The organism is Nocardia rhamnosiphila NBRC 108938, from assembly GCF_000720425.1.
In the GTDB taxonomy this organism is placed as follows: Bacteria; Actinomycetota; Actinomycetes; order Mycobacteriales; family Mycobacteriaceae; genus Nocardia; species Nocardia rhamnosiphila.
Map to the genome: position 1 here is coordinate 206,570 of NZ_JOAJ01000010.1, position 25,571 is coordinate 232,140.

19 protein-coding genes are annotated in these 25,571 nt (G+C 68.4%); 7 read left to right on the forward strand and 12 right to left on the reverse strand.

Annotated elements, in window-relative coordinates:
- Positions 1 to 307: 307 nt before the first annotated feature.
- Positions 308 to 1,012: a TrmH family RNA methyltransferase gene (locus IG75_RS0130490; RefSeq protein WP_030524799.1), complete on the forward strand. Its 705-nt coding sequence runs from the start codon at positions 308 to 310 to the stop codon at positions 1,010 to 1,012.
- A gap of 76 nt (positions 1,013 to 1,088) precedes the next feature.
- On the opposite strand, the gene IG75_RS0130495 is transcribed toward IG75_RS0130490, so the two are convergent.
- The 7 genes from IG75_RS0130495 to clpB all read right to left on the reverse strand — a co-directional run bounded on the left by IG75_RS0130495 (position 1,089) and on the right by clpB (position 8,765).
- Complete coding sequence (locus IG75_RS0130495; protein ID WP_030524800.1) at positions 1,089 to 1,388, reverse strand: hypothetical protein; 300 nt, start codon at positions 1,386 to 1,388, stop codon at positions 1,089 to 1,091.
- Positions 1,389 to 1,411: 23 nt separating this feature from the next.
- A complete protein-coding gene (locus IG75_RS0130500) occupies positions 1,412 to 2,146 on the reverse strand; it encodes a lysoplasmalogenase family protein (RefSeq protein WP_051715147.1) in 735 nt (244 codons plus the stop codon).
- Position 2,147: 1 nt separating this feature from the next.
- A complete protein-coding gene (locus IG75_RS0130505; protein WP_030524802.1) occupies positions 2,148 to 3,206 on the reverse strand; it encodes a beta-ketoacyl-ACP synthase 3 in 1,059 nt (352 codons plus the stop codon).
- Positions 3,207 to 3,300: 94 nt separating this feature from the next.
- Complete coding sequence (gene pyrE, locus IG75_RS0130510; RefSeq protein ID WP_030524803.1) at positions 3,301 to 3,849, reverse strand: orotate phosphoribosyltransferase; 549 nt, start codon at positions 3,847 to 3,849, stop codon at positions 3,301 to 3,303.
- Positions 3,850 to 3,983: 134 nt separating this feature from the next.
- On the reverse strand, positions 3,984 to 4,994 hold the full coding sequence (locus tag IG75_RS0130515; protein WP_036515572.1) for a type III secretion system chaperone family protein: 1,011 nt from the start codon (positions 4,992 to 4,994) through the stop codon (positions 3,984 to 3,986).
- 74 nt (positions 4,995 to 5,068) lie between these two features.
- Entirely contained in the window at positions 5,069 to 5,845 is a 777-nt protein-coding gene (locus tag IG75_RS0130520; protein WP_030524805.1) for a DUF5666 domain-containing protein, read from the reverse strand.
- Positions 5,846 to 6,173: 328 nt separating this feature from the next.
- Entirely contained in the window at positions 6,174 to 8,765 is a 2,592-nt protein-coding gene (clpB, locus tag IG75_RS0130525; RefSeq protein ID WP_030524806.1) for an ATP-dependent chaperone ClpB, read from the reverse strand.
- Positions 8,766 to 9,099: 334 nt separating this feature from the next.
- On the opposite strand from clpB, the gene IG75_RS0130530 reads away from it, so the two are divergent.
- Together IG75_RS0130530 and IG75_RS0130535 are read left to right on the forward strand one after the other, a co-directional pair.
- A complete protein-coding gene (locus IG75_RS0130530) occupies positions 9,100 to 10,257 on the forward strand; it encodes a globin domain-containing protein (protein ID WP_030524807.1) in 1,158 nt (385 codons plus the stop codon).
- Positions 10,258 to 10,322: 65 nt separating this feature from the next.
- The gene (locus IG75_RS0130535) at positions 10,323 to 11,105 is read left to right on the forward strand and encodes an FAD-binding oxidoreductase (protein ID WP_051715151.1); all 783 of its coding nucleotides are present in this window, start codon (positions 10,323 to 10,325) and stop codon (positions 11,103 to 11,105) included.
- Positions 11,106 to 11,174: 69 nt separating this feature from the next.
- Here IG75_RS0130535 and IG75_RS0130540 read toward each other — a convergent pair whose 3' ends face one another.
- From IG75_RS0130540 to dnaK, 4 genes are all read right to left on the reverse strand, one after another.
- Entirely contained in the window at positions 11,175 to 11,609 is a 435-nt protein-coding gene (locus tag IG75_RS0130540) for a heat shock protein transcriptional repressor HspR (RefSeq protein ID WP_081877258.1), read from the reverse strand.
- A 53-nt stretch (positions 11,610 to 11,662) separates the two neighbouring features.
- Positions 11,663 to 12,832 (reverse strand): molecular chaperone DnaJ, encoded by a 1,170-nt coding sequence (gene dnaJ / locus IG75_RS0130545; protein WP_030524810.1) that lies wholly within the window; start codon positions 12,830 to 12,832, stop codon positions 11,663 to 11,665.
- A gap of 171 nt (positions 12,833 to 13,003) precedes the next feature.
- On the reverse strand, positions 13,004 to 13,714 hold the full coding sequence (gene grpE / locus IG75_RS0130550) for a nucleotide exchange factor GrpE (protein WP_030524811.1): 711 nt from the start codon (positions 13,712 to 13,714) through the stop codon (positions 13,004 to 13,006).
- Positions 13,711 to 15,561 carry a molecular chaperone DnaK gene (gene dnaK, locus IG75_RS0130555; RefSeq protein ID WP_030524812.1) on the reverse strand — a complete coding sequence of 617 codons (1,851 nt, stop codon included), beginning with the start codon at positions 15,559 to 15,561 and terminating at the stop codon, positions 13,711 to 13,713. Before dnaK ends, grpE begins: the two co-directional genes overlap by 4 nt.
- A 499-nt stretch (positions 15,562 to 16,060) precedes the next feature.
- Between dnaK and IG75_RS0130560 the strand changes: the two genes are divergently transcribed.
- The 3 genes from IG75_RS0130560 to IG75_RS0130570 all read left to right on the forward strand — a co-directional run bounded on the left by IG75_RS0130560 (position 16,061) and on the right by IG75_RS0130570 (position 20,222).
- The gene (locus IG75_RS0130560; RefSeq protein WP_036515575.1) at positions 16,061 to 17,386 is read left to right on the forward strand and encodes a hypothetical protein; all 1,326 of its coding nucleotides are present in this window, start codon (positions 16,061 to 16,063) and stop codon (positions 17,384 to 17,386) included.
- A gap of 145 nt (positions 17,387 to 17,531) precedes the next feature.
- Positions 17,532 to 18,887 (forward strand): S1 family peptidase, encoded by a 1,356-nt coding sequence (locus IG75_RS0130565; RefSeq protein ID WP_030524814.1) that lies wholly within the window; start codon positions 17,532 to 17,534, stop codon positions 18,885 to 18,887.
- An 18-nt stretch (positions 18,888 to 18,905) separates the two neighbouring features.
- Positions 18,906 to 20,222 carry a S1 family peptidase gene (locus IG75_RS0130570; RefSeq protein ID WP_435824602.1) on the forward strand — a complete coding sequence of 439 codons (1,317 nt, stop codon included), beginning with the start codon at positions 18,906 to 18,908 and terminating at the stop codon, positions 20,220 to 20,222.
- A 759-nt stretch (positions 20,223 to 20,981) separates the two neighbouring features.
- On the opposite strand, the gene IG75_RS0130575 is transcribed toward IG75_RS0130570, so the two are convergent.
- Positions 20,982 to 21,716, reverse strand: a complete 735-nt coding sequence (locus tag IG75_RS0130575) for a DUF8020 domain-containing protein (protein ID WP_245713359.1) — start codon at positions 21,714 to 21,716, stop codon at positions 20,982 to 20,984.
- Positions 21,717 to 22,186: 470 nt separating this feature from the next.
- Here IG75_RS0130575 and IG75_RS0130580 point away from each other — a divergent pair, with 470 nt between their 5' ends.
- Positions 22,187 to 25,549, forward strand: coding sequence for a (Fe-S)-binding protein (locus tag IG75_RS0130580; protein ID WP_030524817.1), 3,363 nt, complete (start codon positions 22,187 to 22,189; stop codon positions 25,547 to 25,549).
- The last annotated feature ends 22 nt before the right edge of the window (positions 25,550 to 25,571 follow it).

Here is a 25,571-nt window from a genome sequence, read left to right on the forward strand (position 1 = left end):
CTCGACGCGCAACCGTTCGCCTCCGCCCGGATTCGGTCCGGACCTCGTGGAATCACTGCCGAACAACGCCCGAAACGGGAGACCGCATGTCGTAAACCCCGGTTTACGTCCGGGCGTGTCGCGCCGGCCGCCGCGGGCCCCGGCGCGGCGGGCGGACAAGCCGTCCGCAGAACCCACGGGCGCGCAACAGGTTTCGATCGGACTGGACCGAACCGGACGACCCCGTTCCGCCCGCACTACGATTCATGCCGTGACCAACCCAGCGCTAGGGGCCGATCCGGGCCTCGCCACAGCGCGTACCCCGGACCTGGAGCCGGCAGCGCGACAGGAATCCGACGATCCCGACCCGGACCCCGAACCCGGACCCGGTCCAACCGAATGGGGTGAGAACCCGAACGGGGTCGGGCCGTGGACGGCCGAGCACGACGGGCCACCGCCGGATGACGACCGGCTGGACCCGGTCCTGCTCACCGAAGGCGACCGCCGCAATGTCGTCGACGCGTACCGCTACTGGACCCGGGAAGCGATCGTGGCCGATATCGACCGCCGCCGCCACCCGTTCCACATCGCCATCGAGAACTTCGGACACGACGCGAACATCGGCACGGTCGTGCGTACCGCCAACGCCTTCGCCGCCGGCGCGGTGCACATAGTCGGCCGCCGCCGCTGGAACCGGCGCGGCGCCATGGTCACCGACCGCTACCAGCACATCACCCACCACCCGGATATCGAGGCTCTGCTCGAATTCGCCCGGTCCGAGGATCTGAGCGTGGTCGCGGTGGACAATGTCCCGGGTTCGGTACCGCTGGAAACCGTCCGGCTGCCGCGGCGCTGCCTGCTGCTCTTCGGGCAGGAGGGGCCGGGCGTCACCGAAAGCGCCCGGGACGCAGCGGTACTCACGGTGTCCATCGCCCAGTTCGGTTCCACCCGCAGTATCAACGCGGGAGTCGCGGCGGGAATCGCCATGCACACCTGGATCCGCCAGCACGCGGACCTCACTGCCGCCTGGTGAGTGGGCCGTCCATAGAACGGCGACCATCGAGCGCTGGTCACGAAGGCCCCGGCCGTGGGCACCGAAGGCGACGCGATCAGGCAGAGTTGATCAGCACGACCATGAAGACGATGTAGGCGATGGCCGCGAGCACTCCCAGGATCAGCATCACCGAGCCGATGATGCCCAGGATGTAACCCACCATCACATTGCTGCGGCCGCCGACGGTGCCGCCGGAGGCATCGATCTCGTTGAGCGTCCGGCGTCCCATCACCCACGCGACCGGGGCACAGACCTGGCAGAACATCATTCCGACGATGCCGAGGATCAGTACGGTGGTCGCCTGCGGATGATCGGGCCGCGACGGGTAGCCGTACGGGGGCGGCGGGTAGCTCATGCGTGGATGGTAGCGGGCAGGGCCTAGGCGCTACCAGCGGAAACCCGTTCGGGCGCAGCGGCGCCGAGCGGCGTGCGCGCGTGCGCGGCCGGGTCGGCGAGGAGGAACTGCGCGGCGCCGTAGGTCGCCAGGATCACCGCTTCGAGCACCCGCCGCGCCCGCTCGCCGCGCGCGAAGAGCCGCCGCAGCACGATGAGGCCGTCCGAGACCGTGAACAGCAGCGCTCCCACCCCGAGCCGGCTGCGTGGGTCGGCGTCGGGAATGTTCAGCCCCGCAACGTTGTCCGCGTTCGCGGCCAGGGCCGGATCGGAGGCGAGTACGGCCGCGGTGCCCAACGTCGCACCGTACGCGCTCAGCGGCGCGGCGAGTACCGGCGCCTTCGCGCGCAGCAATGCGGCGGCACCGGCCCAGGCCAGCACCCTCGGTACCGCGACAGCGGGGGACGGCCGGGCACCGTAGCGCCACCACAGCGCGGCATATCCGGTCTGCATCACGGCGAAGGCGGACGCCCCGGCAATGAGCCGGCGATCGTCGTCGGGGTCGATGAGCAATACGTCCCCGACTGTCGCGGCGCCCAGCGAACTCAGCAGCAAGGTCCGGTCGGCCGGCGCGATATCGGCGCGGCCGGTGGCGATATCGGCCGCGAGCAGCGGCATCATCAGCGGTTTGGCCGCCCACTGCCAGCGGTGCCGACCGGTGAGCGCACCCGCCACGGTCACCGCGGTGGCGACGAGGAACCCGGCCCGTAGCGGGCGCATATCAGAGACTCGACTCGGCGGGCGCCGGCGGCAGTATGACGACCTGACCCGCGTAGCTGAGCCCCGCCCCGAAACCGAGCAGCAGCGCCAGCTGACCGCCCTTGGCCTTACCGGTGGCCAGCATCTCCTCCATGGCCAGCGGGATGGACGCCGCGGACGTATTGCCGGTGTTTTCGATATCGCCCGCCATCGGAATATCGTCGGCCAGGCCGAGATTCTTCTTCATCAACTCATTGATGCGGGCATTGGCCTGGTGCGGGATGAAGACCTCGATATCGTCTTTGGACACGCCGGCCACATCCAGCGCGGTGGACAGCGCCCGAGGCAGCGTGACGGCGGCCCAGCGGAACACCCGCGGGCCCTCCATGCGCAGCGACATCCGGCCCACCGGCTCCACCTTGGGATCGGTGCCCTGCAGGTCTTGGGCCCGCTGCATGTAGTCGACGAAATTGATGTCCTGTTTGATCGCTTCGGCGTTCTCGCCGTCGCTCCCCCAGACCGTCGGGGAGATCCCGTTCTCCTCGCTCGGGCCGATCACCACCGCGCCGGCGCCGTCACCGAAGATGAACGCCGTACCGCGGTCGGTCGGGTCGATGCCGATGGTCATCGTTTCGGCCCCGATGAGCAGCACGTATTCGGCCGAACCGGCACGGATCATATCGCTGGCGACTCCCAGCCCGTACCCGAAGCCGCCGCACCCGGAAGTCAGGTCGAAGGCGGCGATACCGTTCATGCCCAGATCACTGGCGACGATCGGGGCGCCGTGCGGGGTGAGCATCGGCCAGCTGGAGGTGGCCAGGATGAGGGCACCGATCTGCGAGGGGTCGACACCGCTGTTGCGCAGCGCACGCCGGCCCGCGGCCACCGAGATGGACCGCAGCGACTCGTCGCCGCTGATCCAGCGCCGGTTACGGATACCGCTGCGCTCGAAGATCCATTCATCCGTGGAATCCAGGACCTCGCACACCTCGTCATTGCTGACCACGCGCGTCGGCCGGTAGGCACCGATGCCGAGCATTGCTACGTTGTCGTGCCCCTTCTTGCCGGCAATGCTCACCACGACTTCACGACCCTTCACTTGCAGTACTGTCGGATTCTCAGGCTAACCGAGCGGGACGGACCGGTGCACCGCCGCCGTGATTCGGCAGCGATGTTCAGTTGAGCTCCAGGTCCCCGAGGCTCAGGATGGAGCGGTACTCGAGGCCCTCGTCGGCGATGACCCGATCGGCGCCCGTCTCCCGGTCCACCACGGTGGCCACCCCGACCACCGTCGCGCCCGCGTCGCGCAACGCGCGTACCGCGGTCAGCGGAGAATTACCGGTGGTCGTCGTGTCCTCGACCACCAGGACGCGCCTGCCCACCACATCGGGGCCCTCGATCTGGCGTTGCATCCCGTGGGTTTTCGCCGCCTTGCGCACCACGAACGCGTCGATCGGCCGGCCCGGGGCGTGCATCACCGCGAGCGCGACCGGGTCGGCGCCCATGGTCAGGCCGCCGACGGCGTCGAAGTCCCAATCGGCGACGAGGTCGCGCAGCAGTTTGCCGATCAGCGGACCGGCCCGGTGGTGCAGGGTCGCCCGGCGCAGGTCGACGTAGTAGTCGGCCTCCTTACCCGAGGACAGCGTCACCTTGCCGTGCACGACGGCTAAATCGCGCACCAGTCCGGCCAAAACGTCCCGGTCGGTCGTTGTCTGGTCGATCATCGGTGTCCTTCCGCCCACGTAGGCGAGTCACGGCAGTAATGTCCCGGCGCCCGCTGCGGCGCCCTGCGAAGCAGGATACGGGGACGCTCCGCGCGGAGTTGTCGCAGGTCGCGCGGAGTGCGTATCGGGGAAACCTACTGCGGGACCGGACCCTGGTAGGGGCGGAATCCCGGGTGGAACGGACCCCCGGGCCGGGGCGGCTCCTGATCGTCGCCGGGAGCCGGCTCCCGGCGCTCCCGCGGGCCGGAGTCGCGGTCCGCTTCCGCACGGGCGGGCCGGTTCGCCGGGCGGGCGTCGGGCACCACGGCCAGGCTGGGCCGCCGCGGCGGGGCGTCACCGGAATCGGAGTCGCGCCGGTCCGGTTCGTCGAGATCTTCCGGATCGTCCTGGCGGTACCGGACATTGGGGGCCGGCCGCCCGTAGCGACCGTCTTCGCGGTCGTCGGCGAAATCGTCGTAGTCTTCGTCCCGGTCGTCGTATTCCGCCGAGCGGATCCGGGCGCGTGGTCGCGAGGCCCCGGGATCGGGATCGTCGGGGCGGGGTTCGGTGACCGGCGGCAGCACATGCAGCAGGCCCGACAGCCGCAGGACGGCGTCGATACCGGTCTCCCAGTCCTTTGCCGCGGTGCCGACCGGGAGCATGCCGAGAGTCCAGTTGCCCTCGCTCCACAGCATCTGCACGGTATCGGCCAGCGATTCGATGAACGCGACCATCCGCTGATCGACCGCATGCCGCGCGATCTCGGGATTGGTCGCGAAAACGACGCGGTCGCCGATGGCGCCGAGCAGTTCGAGATCGGCGTCCTTGGGCGGATTCATCGTCTTCAGCCGCATATCGACATCGATATCCGAACCGATCTGCCGGCGGACCGCGACCAGGGTCGCGGAATCCTCCAGATCCAGCAGCACGAATTTCTCGCCCTTGCGGATACCGGTCACCACGTCCACCGCGGTCAGGTACCCGAGCTTGGCCAGCGCACCGCGCCGCCACGTCGAAGCGAGCGCCGGTTCCACCGACACATAGGTGTATCCCTGGGCTTTCGCCCACACCTGGCGCGCGTGACCGGTCCGCTGCCGCTGGCGCCGGTCGAAGTAGAGCAGCACTATCGCACCCGCGAGGGTGATTGCCGCCAGCCCGAACCACATTGCCGTCATCGTCGCCTAGCCTATCGACCCGCCCGGCGTAATGCCGGGCACCCACACTGCGCGCCGCGGTTTTCTCATCTCCCGCCCCCTTCGAGGGCGGTGCTGATGATGACATCGGCCTGAATGGATCCGTCCGGACTCTTCTGACCCTGCACGATCACCAGGTCGCCGGCCGGCAGCGCGTCCACGGTGGCCCCGGCCAGCGAGATCACCTGAGTGGACGGGCTGGTGTGCACCGTGACCTCGGCTCCGGTGAGTGTACTGATCGTGAGCGTACCGCCGGAATTCGCGCTGATGGTGCCCATGGTGGTGCCGCCGGCCTCGGGATCGCCGCTATCCGGCATATCCGGCAGGCCGGGCAGGCTGGGCAGCGCGGGACCCGAATCGCCCGGATCCGCCGGTAGTCCACGACTCGTCGGACGACTGCTGGTCGTCGTGTCGCTCGCGGTGGTGCCGGAATCACCGCCGAAGAGCATCCCGGCGGCGATACCGGCGAGCCCGATGAGCACGATGACCGCGAGCGCGATACCGACCCACATCCCGGTCTTCTTCGGCGGCCGCGGCGGTTCGGGCGGCAGCTGACCCGGCGGTACCTGGCCCGGCGGACCGTACCCACCCCACTGGTTCCGATAGGGGTCGCCCGGATAGAGCGGCATCTCCCGGGTCGGGTTCGGGCCGGCCCCCCAGCCGCCGTAAGGATCGTTGCCCGGATAGGCCGTGGTCGACTCCCCGTAACCCGCCGGGCCGTAACCCGCGGACAGCTTCTCGGTGGCCGATTCCCCCGGCTGACCCAGGTGCTGGGTCGGATCGTCGTCCGGCCGCCTCGCCCAGGGATCGTTCGGGTTGGTCATGGCAACCAGACTAGGCGTACCTCCGCCTTCGCTCCGGCCATGCGCGTCAACAGGCAGACAATCCGCCCCCAACACCCACCGGAACCGACCTCGGCGTACCTCCGCCTCCGCCCCGGCCATGCGCGTCAACAGGCAGACAATCCGCCCCCAACACCCACCGGAACCACCTCGGCGTACCCCCGCCTCCGCCCCTGCCATACGCGTCGATACGGCGGTTCCACGCCCACGACGCCGGCAGAATCGGTCCCGGACGAAGCGCGGTCGTCCGGGACCGAGGGTGATATGCGGCGCCGACGGCGGGGCCGGGCGCCGCATACGCGGTGTGGGGTCAGGGGCTCGCGGTGACCGCGGCGGGGTCGCGATCGCGCCGTCCGACGACGAGCCCGTCGCCGTCCGGGGTGACGCCCACATCGACCGTATCGCCGTCGGTGACCTTCCCGGCCAGCAGTTCCTTGGCCAATGTGTCGCCGATGGACTGCTGGATGAGGCGCCGCAGCGGGCGGGCGCCGTAGACCGGGTCGTATCCGCGCACCGCCAGCCAGAAGCGGGCCGAATCGCTCACCTCGAGAGTGAGCCGCCGCTGCGCGAGTCGCCGTTGCAACTGATCGAGCTGGATATCCACCACATGGGCGAGCTGGTCCTCGTCGAGGGCCTGGAACATGACCACATCGTCGAGCCGGTTCAGGAATTCCGGTTTGAAGGCGGCCCGCACCGCGTTCATGACGAACTCCGCGTCGGCTCCGGCGCCGAGGTTGGAGGTCAGGATCAGGATGGTGTTGCGGAAATCCACCGTCCGGCCCTGTCCGTCGGTGAGCCGGCCCTCGTCGAGTACGGCGAGCAGGATGTCGAAGACATCCGGATGCGCCTTCTCGATCTCGTCGAACAGCACCACCGTGTACGGCCGCCGCCGTACCGCCTCGGTGAGCTGACCGCCCTGGTCGTAGCCGACATATCCGGGCGGGGCGCCGACCAGGCGGGCGACCGCGTGCTTCTCGCTGTATTCGCTCATATCGATGCGGACCATCGCGCGTTCGTCGTCGAACAAAAAGTCCGCGAGCGCCTTGGCCAGCTCGGTTTTACCGACACCGGTGGGACCGACGAACAGGAACGAGCCGGTCGGCCGGTTGGGGTCGGCGACTCCGGCCCGCGCCCGCCGCACCGCGTCGGAGACCGCGCGCACGGCGTCGTGCTGCCCGACCACACGACGGCCCAGTTCGGATTCCATCCGCAGCAGCTTCTCGGTCTCCCCCTCGAGCAGCCGGCCCACCGGGATACCGGTCCACGCCGAGATCACCTCGGCGATATCGTCCGGCCCCACCTCTTCTTTCAGCATGACCTCGCCGTCGGCGGCCGCACCGGAGGTCTTCTCGGCCTCGGCGAGTTCCTTCTCCAGCGTCGGGATCCGGCCGTACCGCAGTTCGGCGGCCTTGCCCAGGTCACCGTCGCGTTCGGCGCGCTCGGATTCGCCGCGCAGGTTCTCGAGCTGCTCTTTGAGTACCCGGACCTGGTCGATCGCGGTTTTCTCGTTCTGCCAGCGGGTGGTGAGCTGGTTGAGCTTCTCGCGATCGTCGGCGAGTTCGGCGCGCAGCCGCTCCAGCCGCTGCTTGGACGCCTCGTCGGTCTCCTTCGTCAGCGCTACCTCTTCGATTTCGAGCCGCCGGACCGCGCGTTCGACCTCGTCGATCTCCACCGGCCGGGAATCGATCTCCATCCGCAACCGCGACGCCGCCTCGTCCACCAGGTCGATCGCCTTGTCCGGCAGGAACCGGGAGGTGATGTAGCGGTCCGACAGCGCGGCCGCCGATACCAGGGCGGAGTCGGTGATCCGCACACCGTGGTGCACCTCGTAGCGCTCCTTGATGCCGCGCAGGATGCCGACGGTGTCCTCCACCGAAGGTTCGCCGACCATCACCTGCTGGAAGCGGCGCTCGAGCGCGGCGTCCTTCTCGATGTGCTGCCGGTACTCGTCGAGTGTGGTCGCGCCGACGAGCCGCAGTTCGCCGCGGGCCAGCATCGGCTTGATCATGTTTCCGGCGTCCATCGCCGATTCGCCGGTCGCGCCGGCGCCGACAATGGTGTGCAGTTCGTCGATGAAGGTGATGATCTGCCCGGCACTGGATTTGATCTCCTCGAGGACGGCCTTGAGCCGTTCCTCGAATTCGCCGCGGTACTTCGCGCCCGCGACCATCGCACCCAGATCGAGCGAGATGACGGTCTTACCGCGTAGCGATTCCGGGACGTCGCCGGCGACGATGCGCTGGGCCAGGCCCTCCACGATCGCGGTTTTGCCGACGCCCGGCTCGCCGATGAGCACCGGGTTGTTCTTGGTGCGCCGGGACAGCACCTGCACCACCCGGCGGATCTCGGTATCGCGGCCGATCACCGGGTCGAGTTTTCCGGCGCGCGCGGCGTCGGTGAGGTCGGTGGAGTACTTCTCCAGCGCCTGGTAGCTGCCTTCCGGATCCGGGCTGCTCACGCGGGTGTTACCGCGCACGGCGGTGAACGCCTCGCGCAGTGCGGCGGCGCCGGCGCCGTACTTGTCCAGCAGCATGGTCACATCGGAGTCGCCGGAGGCCAGACCGACCATCACGTGTTCGGTGGAGACGTACTCGTCGCCGAGTTCGGTGGCCAGATGCTGGGCCGCGGTGATCGCGGCCAGCGCTTCGCGGCCCAGCTGCGGGGTCGTAGTGGCGCCGGTGGCGCGCGGGAGCCGGTCGACGATGTCCTGGGCCTCGCGCCGCACTGTCGCGGGGTCGGTGCCCACCGCTTTCAGCAGGGGCGCGGCGATACCGTCGGTCTGATCCAGCAGTGCCACCAGCAGATGAGCCGGCCGGATCTCCGGGTTACCGGCGGACGAGGCCGCCTGCAATGCGGCGGTCAACGCGGCCTGGGTCTTGGTGGTGGGATTGAACGAGTCCACGAAGCACCTTCCTGCTAGTCGATATCTCATCCGGCATCCGCACCGATCCCGGTGTCTCGTGCCGTCCTGCCCGATTCAACGTTCGAAAGGTTGAGTCTGTTCCGCTCAACTTTAATTTTTTCTGTGCCTACCGCCGACCACCGGGTTGCCAGAAAAGTGCTGGGTCACGGCTCATAACGACGCGTCGTTACCCGCGAACAAGATCAGCCAAACCCGGTAACCGTATTTCACACCCACCATCATCTCTTTTTTCGGGGATACTGGTCGGGTGAAGGACCGCCGGTAACGGCTACGTCCCTCCGGGTCGGAATTCAGGGAAAGGAAGCTCCACGCCGTGGATGCGCGTTCGGCAGCGCTGGTCCGCGCCAATTTCCAGTCGGTGATCGATGCGCCGAGTGGTCCCGAGCGGTTGGTCAGCGCGTTTTACGGTCACCTGTTCGCGGCGAACCCGCGACTGCGGGAGCTGTTCCCGCCCGCCATGGATATGCAGGCGAAGCGGGTCGTCACCGCGGTCCAGTACATGCTCGACCACCTCGAGGACTGGGATCGCGCCCAGAAGTTCCTCGAACAGCTGGCTCGCGATCACCGCAAATACGGCGTCGAAGCCGAGCACTACGATTTGGCCGGCCCCGCTCTGTACGCCGCTTTCCAGACCTATAACGGCCCGTACTGGACCAGAGAGCTCGCCGAGGGCTGGCGCGATGTCTGCCTGCTCATCTCCGCCGCCATGGCCATCGGGGCCAACTCCGATGATTCGCCGCCCTACTGGGAGGCCACCGTCGTCGGGCACCGGCACGTCCTCGAGGATCTCGCCATCGTCCGGTTGCAGTCCGACGACCCGATCCCCTACCTGGCCGGACAGTACGTCCCCGTCTCCGTCCCCCAGCGGCCACGGATGTGGCGCTACCTCTCACCCGCCATCCCGTCGAACCCCTACGGCGAGATCGAATTCCACGTCCGCAAGGTGCGTGGCGGATGGGTGAGCCCCTCCATCGTCAACGAGACCAAGGTCGGCGACCGCTGGCTCATCGGCGGACCGCTCGGCGGCCTGCAGGTCGACCAGGAGAGCGGCCGCGATGTACTGATGATCGGATCGGGCACCGGTGTCGCCCCGCTGCGCGCCCAGCTGATCGAGATGGGCCGGCGCGGTATCAACCCCCGGGTGCACTTCTTCATCGGCGGGGTCTACCCCTGCGATCTGTACGACGTGGAGAACATGTGGCAGCTCTCGCAGAGCAACCCGTGGCTCACCATCGTCCCGGTCTGCGAGCACAAGACCAACCCGTGGTGGTACCCGCATCCCACCGAGGACGCGCCCTACGGAATGCACCGGCGCCTGGTCGGCAACCTCGGCGCCGTGGTGGCCAGTTTCGGCGCATGGGAGGATCGGCAGATCCAGATCGCCGGTTCGGCGAAGATGATCGCCGACACCCGGCGCGCGCTGCTCGCGGTCGGCACCCCGGAGGAGATCATCAGTACCGATCCGGTCTGATCGGTATCGGCACATCGAGCACCGGGCGGTATCCCGCCCGGCCCGGCCTGTCAGCGGAGTGAGGTATGACGAACGACCCGAGCGCGTCCCCCGCCCATTCGTCCCAGCGGTCGTACTGGCTGGCCGATGTCGTCGAACATCACCGCCTGCGCCACGATACGGCGGTTGTCCGCTTGATCGGCGAATACGTACCGTTCCACGCGGGGCAGTCGGTGCAGGTCGAGGTGCCGCAGTTCCCGGGCATGCGCCGCCGGTTCTCCCCCGCGCTGCCGCCGTCGCTGGACGGCAAGCTCGAATTCCATGTGAAAACCGTGGCGGGCGGCTGGTGCAGCGGCGGCATCGTCGCCGACACCGCGGTCGGGGACCGGTGGAAACTGTCCGCCCCCGAGGGGCTCTTCACCGTCGACCCCGACGGCGACGAGGTGGTGATGATCGCCGGCGGCACCGGCCTGGCCCCGCTGCGCGCCCAGATCCTGGACCTGGCCCGGCACCAGGACCCGCCCACCACCTATCTGTTCTTCGGCGGCTCCGCCCCGCGCGACCTGTACGCCGCCGATATGCTCGTCCTGCTCGCCGCCGATCTGCCCTGGCTCACCGTGGTGCCGGTGGTGGAGCGGCTCGAGGACCCGTCCTGGCCCGACAAGTGGCACGAAAGTCACCGGGTGAACATAGGTTTCGACGAGGACGATCTGCTGCAGGGCACCCTCGCCGACGTGGTCGGCTCCTATGGTTCGTTCGACCGGCACCAGGTACTGGTCTGCGGTTCACCGGCGATGACCAGGTCCACCGTGGAACGGCTACTCGACGCGGGTACCCCGGCCGAACGCATCCAGTTCGAAGGCGCCTGACCCGGCGCCGGTCGATCGCGTCGGAGTCGGGTCACAGGGCCCCGACCCGCGGCGCCGGAGGCGCCGCCGTCAACGCTGCCGCCGGTTCCGCGGCTGCCACACCACCAAGGCGGTATTGCGCTGCGGCGGAATCAGTTCCGGCCGATAATCCGGCCGGGCCCGCTCCCGTTCCAGTGCCGCGGTCAGCTCGACCACCCGCTGCTGGAGTTCGGTCACCTGATTGGTGAGTTCGATGATCCGTTTGATACCGGCGAGATTGACGCCCTCGTCCTGGGAAAGCCGCTGCACCTCGCGCAGCAGCTCCACATCCCGTTCCGAATAGCGCCGGCCGCCACCGGAGGTGCGCTGCGGGGTCACCAGCCCCAGCCGGTCGTAGGTGCGCAGGGTCTGCGCATGCATACCGGCCAGCTGGGCGGCCACCGAGATCACGAAATATTCAGTGCTCGATTGGCGCCCCGCCCGGGGCCCTACGTGGTCACGCTGCGCTGCCGCCTCCGGGCCCATCGCTCGGGCCGCCGGGCGGGACGATTTCGCCTCGGGTCCTCGCTTCGGCTCCATCACGCACCTGCCCATCCCGCTCTCGGATCGAAGCCGCTGGCCTTCTCCGCCTCCTGCAGCGCACGCAGCGCGGCAACGGCATCGTCATCCAGCTTCGGCGGCACGGCGACCTTCACGGTGACCAGCAGATCACCGGCTCCGCCACCACGTTTGGGTACTCCGCGGCCGCGCACCCGCAAGATGCGTCCGTCCGCGGTACCCGGCGGCACTTTCACGCCGACCCGGCCCTCCAGAGTGGGCACCGATACGGTCGTACCGAGCACCAATTCACTGTAGCTGACCGGCAGTGCCAGGGTCAGGTCGTCGCCGGCCCGGCCGAAAACCTTGTCCTGGCCGACGTGCACCGTGACGAACAGATCGCCCGAGGGCGCGCCCCGCAGGCCGGCCTCGCCCTGTCCGGCGAGCCGGATCCGTTGCCCGTCCGCGATCCCCGGGGGGATGCGGACATTGATGGTCCGGGTGCGATTCTGGATACCGCTGCCGTGGCAGTCCACGCACGGATCGTCGATGATCGACCCGGTGCCGCGGCACTCGTCGCACGGTTCGCTGAATCCGAACGCGCCCTGGTTGCGGCTCACCACACCGCTGCCGTTGCAGATCGGGCACACCCGCGGGCTGGTGCCCGGTTTGGCCCCGCTGCCGTGGCAGGTGGTGCAGGGTGACGGGCTGGTCAGGTGCAGCGGCACCGTGACGCCCTTGGCCGCCTCGCGGAACCCGAGGGTCGTCTCGGCCTCCACATCGGCGCCCCGGCGGGGCCGGCCGCCGCCGCGCGTGGCACCGCCGCCCCGGTTGAACAGGCCGCCGAACAGGTCACCTAGCCCGCCGTCGGCGCCACCGCCGGCCTGGCCGAAGATATCGCCCAGATCGAAGCTCTGGGAGAACCCGCCGCCGGCACCCGGGGTGAAACCGCCGCCGCGCCCGTACCCGCCGCCGGAGAACAGCCGGCGGGTCTCGTCGTATTCCGCGCGTTTGGCGGGATCCGACAGGACCGTGTGCGCCTCGCTGACCGCCTTGAACCGTTCCTCGGCCTTGGCATCGCCGGGGTTGGCGTCCGGATGCAGATCACGGGCCAGTTTGCGGTAGGCCTTTTTGATCTCTTCGGTGGAGGCGCCGGCGGAGACACCCAGCTCCTTGTAGAAGTCCTTCTCGATCCACTCCCGCTGGCTCACCGGGCATCTCCTCCTCTCGATACTGTTCCGCGGCCCGCGCCGGGCCCTGCGTGGTCGTACTTTCCTACCGCCTCCGGGCCCGTCGCGCGCGGCGTGACGGGGGCGCGGCGCGCGCGGATCGCTCCGTGCGCACGCCGCACCGCCCGGTCCGTGGCTTTCGCCGCGGAGTCGTTACTTGTCCGAGCCGGCATCAGCATCCGATGCCTCCGCCCGAGCGGGTTCCGCGGTATTCGCGGCACCCTGGTCCGCTCCGAGATCGCCGACACCATCGGTGACGCCGACCAGCGCGTGCCGCAGCACCCGCTCACCGAAGCGATACCCCTTGCGCATCACCACGCCGATCACCGGATCGTGGCCGGAGCCCTCGTGCTGGACCGCCTCGTGCAGGTTCGGGTCGAAAGACTCGCCCTCGGAACCGAACTCCTCGAGCCCCTGTTTGCGCAGAGCCTCGATCAGCTTGTCGGCCACCGAGCGCAGCGGTCCGGATTCCAGATCACCGTGCGCCTTGGCACGGTCCAGGTCGTCGAGGACACCGAGCAGTTCGGTGACCACGGCGGCCTTGGCGGAATCGATCGCGGTCTTGCGATCGCGTTCGACCCGGCGCCGGTAGTTGGTGTACTCGGCCGTCAGCCGCTGCAGATCGGCGGTGCGCTCGGCGAGTTCGTCCGATGCCGGTGCCCCGGCGGGCGCCGCGTCGACACCGTCACCTTCGAGGCCGGCCTGGGGCGCCTGGGGGGCTACGCCCTCCTCGGCCCCGGCCGGGGCGGCGCCGTTGGCCGCCCCGGCCTGTTCGCGGACCTCACCGGTCTCCGGATCGATCTTGCGCTTGTCGACGAAGCTGACCGGCTCCTCGGAATTTCCTGTGTTTCCCGAATTCGTCACTTCTTCTCCGTGTCGACCGGCTCGTCCACAACCTCGGCGTCGACCACCTGGTCGTCGCCGGCGTCCGCGCCCGCGGCGCCGTTACCGGAGGCCGCGCTCTCGGAGGCCTGGGCCTCGTAGATCGCCTGACCGAGTGCCTGCGATTCGGTGGCCAGCTTCTCCACTGCGGCCTTCACCGCGGCGGTGTCGGTGCCCTCGAGCGCAGTCTTCGCCTCGGCGATCGCCGCCTCGACCTTGGACTTCACATCCGCCGGAACCTTGTCCTCGTTGTCCTTGATGAACTTCTCGGTCTGGTGTACCAGCGATTCGGCCTGGTTGCGGGTCTCCGCTTCCTCCCGGCGCGCCTTGTCCTCGGCGGCATGCGCCTCGGCGTCCTTGACCATCCGGTCGATCTCTTCCTTGGACAGACCGGAGCCGTCCTGGATCTTGATCGTGTTCTCTTTACCGGTGCCCTTGTCCTTCGCGGTCACGTGCACGATGCCGTTGGCATCGATATCGAAGGTGACCTCGATCTGCGGCACCCCGCGCGGAGCCGGCGGGATACCGGTCAGCTCGAAGGAGCCGAGCAGCTTGTTGTGCGCGGCGATCTCGCGCTCACCCTGGAACACCTGGATCTGCACCGACGGCTGGTTGTCATTGGCCGTGGTGAAGGTTTCCGAACGCTTGGTCGGGATGGTGGTGTTGCGCTCGATGAGGTTGGTCATCACGCCGCCCTTGGTCTCGATACCCAGCGACAGCGGGGTCACATCGAGCAGCAGGACGTCCTTGACCTCGCCCTTGAGCACGCCGGCCTGCAGGGCGGCGCCGACGGCGACGACCTCGTCCGGGTTCACGCCCTTGTTGGGCTCCTTGCCACCGGTCAGTTCCTTGACCAGTTCGGAGACCGCGGGCATCCGGGTGGAGCCACCGACGAGCACGACATGGTCGATATCGGAGACCTTGATCCCGGCGTCCTTGACCACGGACTGGAACGGCGCGCGGGTGCGGTCGAGCAGGTCCGAGGTGATCTTCTGGAACTCGGCGCGGGTCAGCTGCTCGTCGAGGAACAGCGGGTTCTTGTCCGCGTCGACGGTGATGTAGGGCAGGTTGATCGAGGTGCTCTGCGAGGAGCTCAGCTCGATCTTGGCCTTCTCGGCGGCCTCACGCAGCCGCTGCATGGCCATTTTGTCCTTGGTCAGGTCGATGCCCGAGCTGGACTTGAACTTGTCGACCAGCCACTTCACGACCCGCTCGTCCCAGTCGTCACCACCGAGGTGGTTGTCACCGGAGGTGGCACGGACCTCGACGACACCTTCACCGATCTCCAGCAGCGAGACGTCGAAGGTACCGCCACCGAGGTCGAAGACCAGGATGGTCTGTTCCTTGTCGCCCTTGTCCAGCCCGTAGGCCAGGGCGGCGGCGGTGGGTTCGTTGACGATGCGCAGCACATTGAGGCCGGCGATCTGGCCGGCTTCCTTGGTGGCCTGACGCTGGGCGTCCTCGAAGTAGGCGGGCACGGTGATCACCGCGTCGGTGATCTCCTCACCCAGGTAGGACTCGGCGTCGCGCTTCAGCTTCATCAGCGTGCGCGCGCTGATCTCCTGCGAGGTGTACTTCTTACCGTCGATCTCCACGGTCCAGTCGGTGCCGATATGCCGTTTCACCGAGCGGATCGTGCGGTCGACGTTGGTCACGGCCTGGTTCTTGGCCGGCTGACCGACCAGTACTTCACCGTTCTTCGCGAACGCGACGACAGAGGGCGTAGTGCGCGAACCCTCGGAGTTGGCGACGACGACCGGCTCACCACCTTCGAGAACGGCGACGACCGAGTTCGTGGTCCCGAGGTCGATTCCGACCGCACGAGCCATTTGTTTCCTCCTCATTTTCGACTGCTTGTGTCTGTCCGGGCACTGTGCCCATTGCGCCGTGGGTCCGTGGGACCCACCGCGTGGACCAGCCCCAGGCAGAACATAGAGCACGGTCCCAGCAATACTGAGCGTGGTCGGCTCAATCCTGCCCCGCTTCCGAGGGGCCGTCAAGTCAAACTTGAGCCGGTATCACTCAACATTGTCGATCAGCTCAACCCCCGGCCCCGGCGATGTATTCCCGCCCCCGCATCGCACCGGCGCCGGCCCCATTCTTCCCCGCCCCGGCACCCCGAGCCGGCGCGGCGCGACATCGTGACCCAGCTGTATCGCGCCGGCACCCCCGGCACGGCCCGCGCCCCGATCCCCACGACCCGCTCGTCGGCGCTATTGTCGAAGCTCCGCCCATGGTGACCGCGCCGTCCCGCGTCGCGGTACGGCGACGTGCGGGTGAATCCGTACCGTGGTTTTTGGATGAGGAAGTCGAAGCGAGGATCCGAGAATGGCCACTGGGGTGGGCCTGCACATCGCCGAGTACGCGTGCACCGCGGCGGTCGTCGACGACGACGGAGATCCGCACTTCATCCTTCGTGAGCCGGTGCTGTACATGTCCGAGGACGGGGACGCGGCCCTCGGCGGCGTTGTCGCCCCGCCCGGGCACAGCCATACGATCACCGGTTTCGTGGCGGCCGTGGGGGATCCGGCGGGCGTCGTCGTGGACGACGGCGAGGCATACCGCGGCGAAGACCTGCTCGCCACCGCCCTGTTCTGCCTGATCAACCTCACTGCCGAACACCTCAACGGCCCGGCCGAGTTCTATGCCGCCCACCCCGCCGGATGGGACGCCGGACAGGTGCTGGCCCTGCGCGGCGCACTCGACTATCTGGGCCTGAAGTCGGTGGCTCTGGTCGGCGAGGACGAACTACCGGCCGGGCCCGCCCATCTCACCCCCGCGGATACGGGCCGGTACTTCGCCGAGAGCGCGGGCCGGGCGGCGCTCGCGGTCGTTCTGGAGACCCCGGCCGGCGCCACTCCGCCCGATCCCTCCACCGCCCAGAATTCCGCCCTGGACACCATCGTCATGCCGAAACTGGGCGACGGCCACACCCCGGCCAAGGCGTACTCCGCGCTGGTTCCCGCCCTGGATCCCGAAGCCACCTATGGCGGCCCGAGCCTGGCGGCCATAGCCGCCGGATTGGCGCCCGCCACCGGATCGCGCCCGGCCACCGGATCGGTGCCCGCGGCCGGCCCCCGGCCCGCGACCGGTACCGCGGCCGCGGTTTCCACCGCCGCCCCGGCGAAGCCCGCGGCCGAAGCGGCGGCCACAGTCGGGAATCGCGGCCCCCGGCGTACCGCCGCGCTGGTGGCGGCGGCGGCGTTCGGCGGCCTGTTGATCGGCGCCCTCGGCGTCACCGCGATCCTGCGCCCCGGCGCGGCGGAACCGGGTGAACCCACCACCTCGGTGACCGAGGCGCCGCCGCCTCCCCCACCGATACAGCCGCAGCCGGTAGCCCCGGCCCCCGAGATCCCGTCCTACACACCCGAGCCGACCTACGAGCCGGAACCGACCTACACCGAGGAACCGCTCCCCGCCCCGCCTCCGGTCACCGTCACCGAGACGACCCCGGAGCCCACCGCGGTCCCCTCCTCGACCACCCCGGAGCCCAGCGGCCCGACCCTCACCGAGCCGACCACCGAGACCGAGACCACGACCACGCGGACCCGGCCGAGGATCTTCCCCTTCCCCGTTCCGTTCCGCACCGAGGACCCGGAAATGGACCTTCCCGACACCGGATCCAAGGAAGGTCGTCAAGAAGAGGCCAGATAGCGATTTGTGCCTTAGAGTGATCCGCTGACCGGTGTTATTCCGGCCACCCCGGCAACCCGGTCGAAGCTCGAGCAAACCTGTGCGCCAATGGATTCGATCTCGTGGCCACGGATTATCTGGCACACAGTGCCGACGAAGGGACTTCATGCGCAAGTCGGTGGCGCGTCGCGCCGCGGTCAAGGCTGCCGTTATCGGCTCGACCGTTCTCCTGGCTCCCCTGTTCGGCGCGACCGCGGCGATCGCCGCCCCCGAACCGGAACAACTCAGAGCCGAGGACCTGCCGGCCGAACTGGTCCAAGCGCTGTCCCGCGATCTCAATATGACCCCGACCGAATATCTGGACCGTGCCGCGCGCGCCCAGCAGCTGCAGACCTACGCGGCCGAATTCCGCGCCGAGCGCCCGGAGGTGTTCGCCGGCGCGTGGATGACCCCGGAGGGTAAGCCCACCGTCGCCGTGACCTCGCCGGACGCCGCCAAGGTGGCCAGTGACGACGGATATTCGACTCGCCTGGCCCCGGTCTCGGCGGCCGCGCTGGAAACCTCGCTCACGCAGATGAACCAATGGGTCGCCGCGCAGCCCCGGGATATTTCGCAGCTGATCAATTCCATCGCCATCGACTTCCTCAACAGTCAACTGGTCGTCAATGTCGCGAATACGCCACTGGCACATATGCTCAACCTGCCGACCCTCATCGCCAACATCAAGGTGGTCCTCTCCCCGGACGGCGGCGGCCCGGTGGAACACCACCCGATGGGCGGTGACACCTATATCAGCGCCCCCGGCGCGCTCGACGACGCGGAGCTGAAGAGCGTCGATGTCTGCTCGTTCGGCTTCAACAGTGTCGATTCCGCCGGTAATGCGCTGAATATCAGCGCCGGACATTGCAATCCGAATATCGGGAAAGGCGATGGACAGGCCGCGGTATACAGTCCGAATATCCGTAATATTCCGGCGAGCCCGCAGCTGGGCACCTTCGTACGGTCGGAACTCGGTGGCCCCAGCACGCTGGACTACTCGGTTATCCAGTTGAACGAGCGCGCGGTGGGCGCGGGCATGGACCAGCCGTCGGTGCGCGGCGCCAACGGCACCACCCTGACCATCACCGGCACCGCCGATCCGGTGGTCGGCGCCCCGGTATGCAAATCCGGACAGTCCTCCACTTTCACCTGCGGTTTCGTGGTCGCCGACCGGGTGGAGACCCAGCTGTTCACCACCGAGGGCGACTCGAAGATCATCCGTGGTTTCGCCAGCTCGGCCTGCACGCTGGGCGGCGACAGCGGCGGCGCCATCGTCACCGGCACCCTGGCACTGGGTATCACCAGTGGCTCCAATGCCGCCGACGCGCCCGATTGCGAGAAGGCCAATATCGCCCTCGCCCAGTACGGCGGCACCGCTACGCTGGGCATTCCCATCCGCGGCATCCTCGCGCACGCCGACGCGGCGGCCGGTGGCGGCCTCGGCAGCGGTATCACGGTACGAACCAGGCCGAATGCCGGGTGAGCCCGATATAGTCTTCGCATGCTCATGCCACGCATAGGTAAACGAAGGTCGGCGCCGGCCAGAAAACGCATGCAACGTGCCGCGGTCGCCGCCTCGGCGGCCGTCCTGTTGTTCGGCCCGACCGCGGCGCTCTCTTCGGCCGCCCCCGACCCGGGTATCGGCCTGCCGGCCGACCTGGTGGCGGCGCTGAACCGAGATCTGCACATCTCCCCCGAGGAGTACTTGGCGCGCGCCGATACCGCGCAGCAGGTGGCGGCCTTCGCCACCACCGCCCAGCGTCAGTTCCCCCAGGTGTTCGGCGGCGCCTGGCTCGACGAGCAGGGCCGCGGAGTAGTGGCCCTGTCCAACGGCCCCGGCGGCGATGAAGCCCGCGGTGCGGCCGAATCGAGCGGATTCGTGGTCCGCAATGTCGCCAAGAGCGAAACGACGCTGCGCGGCGAGAAGAGCGCCTTCGAACGCTGGCTCGACGGCCAGCCCGAAGCGGTGTCCTCCCTGGTGCGCGGTGTCGTCATCGATACCGTGAACAACAGCATCGCGGTGCGGGTCGACAAGGTCGGTCTGCCCATGCCGAACTTCATCGATCCGGCCCGGGTCATCGTCATGGCCCCGCCGATCGCGGCCGAAACGCTGCCCCAGGCGGCCGCGGTCGCCGAGGCGGGCGCCGCGACGGTCGGCGGCGGCGACGGCTTCGCCGCTATCGCCGGTGACAGCTCGCTGCGCTGCTCCTTCGGTTTCAACGGAATCGGCCCGGCCGGTAACACCGTCAACATCACCGCCGGTCACTGCAACCCGAACCTGGACGATATCGGTGCCGCCACCGTGCACGAATCCCTCGGCGGCAACAAGGTGGGCCCGCAGATCGCCACCTACCAGAAGTCGGTACTCGGCGCCCAGGACTACTCGATCATGAGTATCGCGGACGGTGCCGCGGGCCGCTTCCAGAACAACCAGGTCAAGGTGCCCGGCGCGGCCCCGATCGCGGTCGACGGTGTGGCCACCCCGGTGGTCGGCGCACCGGTCTGCAAATCCGGTTCCCGCACCGGTTTCAGCTGCGGTGTGGTGAACGCCGTGGACCAGACCGTCCAGGTCGGTGACCGGCAGCTCACCCAGAGTTTCTCCGCCAATATCTGCGCCCTCCCCGGCGACAGCGGCGGCCCCATCGTGACCGGACGGCAGGCCCTGGGCATCTCGAGCGCCTCCTCGGTCGCCGATTACCCCATCTGCGAGATCCCCAACATCCTGGGCGTGCTCACCGGTAACGCCCCGCAGCTGTTCGCGCAGCCGGTGAGCGTCGTGCTCTCCGACAACCCGGGCCTGCGTATCCGCACGAGCTAGAGGTCGTCCCGCTCTCCGCACCGGCCGCACACGGACCGGAGCGGAGAGCGCAGGACATCGGCACCGCACCCCCGGGTGCGACTCGCACCGAGCATCGAGCAACGAGAGGGCCGGCAGCGTTACGCTGCCGGCCCTCTCGCCTGTCGAGACCCCGTGCCATCGATCTGCCGCCATCGAGGCGGCCCGCCACGCCACGGGCGCGGCCCTCCTGTGCCTTCATCCGGCCCGAGCGGGCGGTCTGGATACGACTTGCCCCGTCCCGGGTGCGGTAACAGCGCGGCAGAGCCGGCGCACCCCGCCCCTCGGCCACTGGACCCCGCCCTCGGCCCCCCGAACGCCCGAAGGGGCCGACAGTAGCGACTGTCGGCCCCTTCGCCTGTCCGGGACCACCTGGTCGTCCGAGCTGCCGCTCGACGCGGCCTCCGGCGCCCTACTGCGTGCGTCCTTCATCCACTTGTCCGACGGCGGCGCCTGGTAGCCCGATAGCGGGGTGCCGGCCCGGACGGGCACACCCCGTCAGCGGCTCCCGTCGCCGCGATGACAGGAGCAGACCTCCCGGCCGCTGGTTCCGTACGCGAACAGACGAAAGGGCCGACAGCGGCGAGCTGTCGGCCCTTTCGTTCGATTCGGTGACCCGGGGGTCTACTTCTCCTCGGTAACGGGCTCCTCCTGCGTGACGGGCCTGCCGTCGGGCCCATCCCGATACGCAGATCGGTCCGCCCCTGAAAGGGACGGACCGATCGAAATAAACGGGTCGACCTACTTCGGCGGCTCAGCGCCCTCAACTACAACCGGGTTCCCGTCGTTCGCCCACTTGGTGGTGCCCGCGGGCGCCTGGAGCGTGTTGATCAGCTCGATACCCGCAGCGACCAGCGTAGGACCACCGACAGCGATAGTGCCGAGAATTCCACCGACACCCGCGCCTGTGATCAGACCGGGTACGCAGCCGGCCACGATCGTCACGACACAGCCGATAACGGCACCGATAGCGGTACCGACGAAACCGCCGATCGCCGTCGCGATGCCGAAGTTGCTCGCGAACTCATTCTGGGCCTGCTGGTTTTCCTTCAGCGAGGCAATGGGCTTCACGGCCAAGGGCTGGTCCGTAACCAGACCGGCCGGCTTCTCCGGAGTGATCTCGACGACGGTGCCGTCGTTCTTGACCTCGGATTTCACCGGAATGGCCACACCGTTGGCGGTGAACTCGAGCGGCATCGAGCCGACGAGGGCGCCGGCCTTGTCCTTGATCTCGAGCACCTGGGTCTTGGCCGCTTCCGCGACCGGCTCGGCCTCCGGGACGGCTCCTTCCTGCGCTACGGGCTCCTGCTCCTTCTCGACGATGGAGAAGGTTCCGCCACCCAAGGTGGCGACAACCGTCTTCTCGACGAGTTGCACGGCGTAGTTGACCGTCTCTTTCGGTGCCGGCGCCGCCGGTTCGGCATGGGCTGTGCCGAATCCCATAGCGAGCGAGCCGGTGACCAGTGCGGCGATCACAGTGGATCTCGGGAGTGTCATCCATTTCCAATCGGGGTGTGGGGCGTCCCATCTCAACGCGAGGGGGTCGATGTGATCGAACCCTGATTCCTCCCCGAGCGTTATGAGATGTCACGCTTCCTGATAGATCGGGCTGAGCGTAGTCGAATGCACTGCCAAAAGGCGAGATTCGTTTCCCAAGCGTAAGAAACAACACGGGTAAGCCTGGCCTTATCACGCCCTGCGCGGACGGGCCCTTTACGGTGTTAATCAGCCCTTATCCGCTTTGGGCAGCCAACTGAAAAGAGTGATATTGATCACGCCGCGATCCATGCGGATAAGCCCAGGCAGACGCGCCGCGGGCCGACGCAGATCGTACAGTGGACACCGTTAGTTACTGGCGGGTAACTTACTGGCGGTTACGATACGAGCCGGACGGGGTACTGCTCAGTTCCTCGTACCTCGTGTTGCTTCGAAAGAAAGGTCGCGACATGAATGCCCTGACAGTGACGCTGGGCACCCTGGGAGCGGCGCTCAGCCTGCTGTGTTGGGCGTCGTTCTTCGGCGGCGTCCGGGATATCGTCCGCGCCATCATGCTGGGCCAGCCCGCCCCCGACCGCTGGCGGCCGTTCTTCCCGCGTTTCAAGCAGATGCTGGTGGAGTTCCTGGCGCACACCCGGATGAACAAGTTCCGGACGGTGGGCTGGGCGCACTGGCTCGTGATGATCGGCTTCCTGGGCGGCGCGATCCTCTGGTTCGAAGCCTATGGCCAGACCTTCGACCCGGCCTTCCACTGGCCGCTGATCGGCAACACGGCGATCTATCACCTGTGGGACGAGATCCTCGGCATCGGAACTGTCGTCGGCATCGTGGCGCTGATCGTCATCCGTCAGCTGAACCATCCGCGGGTGCCGGAGCGGCTCTCCCGGTTCAGCGGCTCCGCGTTCGGACCCGCCTACGTGATCGAGGCCATCGTCCTGCTCGAAGGCCTGGGCATGATCTTCGTGAAGGCGGGCAAGCTCGCCACCTACGGGCACGCCCACGCCGGTACCGACTTCTTCACCATGCAGGTGGCCAAGCTGCTGCCGGCGAGCCCGACCATGGTGTCGATCTTCGCCTTCGTGAAGCTGATGTCCGGGATGGCCTTCCTCTACTTCGTCGGCCGCAATATCACCTGGGGCGTGGCGTGGCACCGGTTCTCGGCCTTCTTCAACATCTATTTCAAGCGTGAGGACGACGGCGACGTCGCCCTCGGCGCGGCCAAGCCGATGATGTCCAAGGGCCGCGCCCTGGACATGGAGAACGTCGACCCGGACACCGACACTCTCGGCGCCGGCCGGGTCGAGGACTTCTCGTGGAAGGGCTGGCTGGACTTCACCACCTGCACCGAATGCGGTCGCTGCCAGTCGCAGTGCCCCGCCTGGAACACCGGTAAGCCGCTGTCGCCCAAACTGCTCATCATGTCGCTGCGCGACCACGGCCGCGCCAAGGCGCCGTATCTGCTGGCCGGCGGCAGCAAGGACATGGGCGGCGACGAGGTCGGCCTGGTCGACGGCGAGGGCAACCCGGACGAGAAGAAGCTGGCCCGGGTCTCCGAGGCCGCGCGCGCCGAGGCCGAGCGCCCGCTCGTCGGCGACCACGAGGTGAACGGCATCATCGACCCGGAGGTGCTGTGGAGTTGCACCACCTGCGGCGCCTGCGTGGAGCAGTGCCCGGTCGATATCGAACACGTCGACCACATCATCGATATGCGCCGCTACCAGGTGCTCATCGAATCGGACTTCCCGTCCGAACTCGCGGGTCTGTTCAAGAACCTGGAGAACAAGGGCAACCCCTGGGGCCAGAACGCCAAGGACCGGCTCAACTGGATCAACGAGCTGGACTTCGATATCCCGGTCTTCGGCCAGGACGCCGACAGCTTCGACGGCTACGAATACCTGTTCTGGGTCGGCTGCGCCGGCGCCTACGAGGACCGCGCCAAGAAGACCACCAAGGCCGTCGCCGAACTGCTGGCCACCGCCGGGGTGAAATTCATGGTCCTCGGCCAGGAGGAGACCTGCACCGGCGATTCCGCCCGGCGCGCGGGTAACGAATTCCTGTTCCAGCAGCTGGCGATGCAGAACATCGAACTGCTGAACTCGGTGTTCGAGGGTGTCGAGCAGAAAAAGAAGAAGATCGTCGTCACCTGCGCGCACTGCTTCAATGCGCTCAACAACGAGTACCCGCAGGTGGGCGGCACCTACGAGGTGGTGCACCACACCCAGCTGCTGAACCGGCTGGTGCGCGGTAAGCAGCTGGTCCCGGTGGCCCCGGTAGCGCAGAACGTCACCTACCACGACCCCTGCTACCTCGGCCGGCACAACAAGGTCTACAACGCACCGCGTGAACTGATGGCCGCCTCCGGGTCCACCCTGGTGGAAATGCCCCGGCACGGTGAACGGTCCATGTGCTGTGGCGCCGGCGGCGCCCGCATGTGGATGGAAGAGCAGCTGGGCAAACGGATCAATATCGATCGTGTGGACGAGGCGCTGACGACCTCACCGGCCAAGATCGCCACCGGCTGCCCGTTCTGCCGGGTCATGCTCACCGACGGTGTGACCGCCCGCCAGGAATCCGGCCAGGGCGAGGGCGTGGAGGTCGTGGACGTCGCGCAGCTGATGCTCGAGTCGATCGAGCGGCAGCAGCCGGACCGGCTGACCGCCAATCTGACCGTGGTCCAGGAACCCAAGGCCGAACCCGAGCCGGAACCCGAACCCGAGCCCGAGCCTGTCGCCGCCGAGACCGAAGCCGCCCCCGCGGCCGAGAAGGCGGCACCCACGGGTGGCGGACTCGCCATGAAGGGCCCGGCCAAGGCACCCGGTAAGGGCCTGGGCATGAAGGGCGCCGCAAAGGCCCCTGGAGCCAAAGCCGCCGCCCCCGCGGCCGAGACCGAGGAGAAGGACGCGGCTCCCGCCGCAAAGGGTCTCGGTATGAAGGGTGCCGCCAAGGCGCCCGGCGGTAAGGGCCTGGCCATGAAGGGCGCGGCCAAGGCACCCGGAGCCAAGGCCGAAACCGCACCGGCGGCGGAGGCCACCGCGGCGCCCGAAGCTCCGCCGGTGAAGGGTCTGGGTATGAAGGGTGCCGCCAAGGCGCCCGGCGGCAAAGGCCTGGCCATGAAGGGCGCGGCCAAGGCACCCGGAGCCAAGGCACCCGCCACCGGGAAGCCCGCTCCGGCCGCCGAACCGGCGACCGAAGCGCCTACGGAGGCCGGCGCAAGTGCGGCGCCGACCGAAACCAAGCCCACGGTCGCGGCCAAGGGACTGGCGATGAAGTCCGGGTTCAAGCGTCCGGGCGCGAAGGCCCCCGGCGCCAAGGCCCCGGCCGCCGCGCCGGAGACCGAAACCGTACCGGCCGAACCGGCGGCCCCGGCCGACTCGGACACCGTGGCGACCGAGCAGGCCACCGCGGCAGCTCCCGCCGAGAGCAAGCCGTCGAAACCGGCCAAGGGTCTGGCGATGAAGTCCGGGTTCAAGCGTCCGGGCGCCAAAGCGCCCGGCGCAAAGGTTTCGGCTCCCGCTCCGGAGCCGGAGCCCACCGCGGAAACCGGACCTCTTTCGGACGAGGCCACCCGGGAATCGGCACCCGCGGCCACCACCGCACCGGCTGCCGAGGTCACCGCGGAATCGGGCTCGGAGGCCACTGCGGATTCGTCTTCGGAGACGATCGCCGAATCGGCGCCGAGGGCCACGACCGAGACCGGCGGGGCCTCCGGTAACGGCAGCGCGGGCAACGGTTCGGGAGCGACCCCGCCCCAGGCCAAGCCGGGTGCGCTGGGCTTCAAGTCCGGCACCAGGGCACCGGGCCGCAAGGGCTGACCGGAACAACACGAAACCGGCA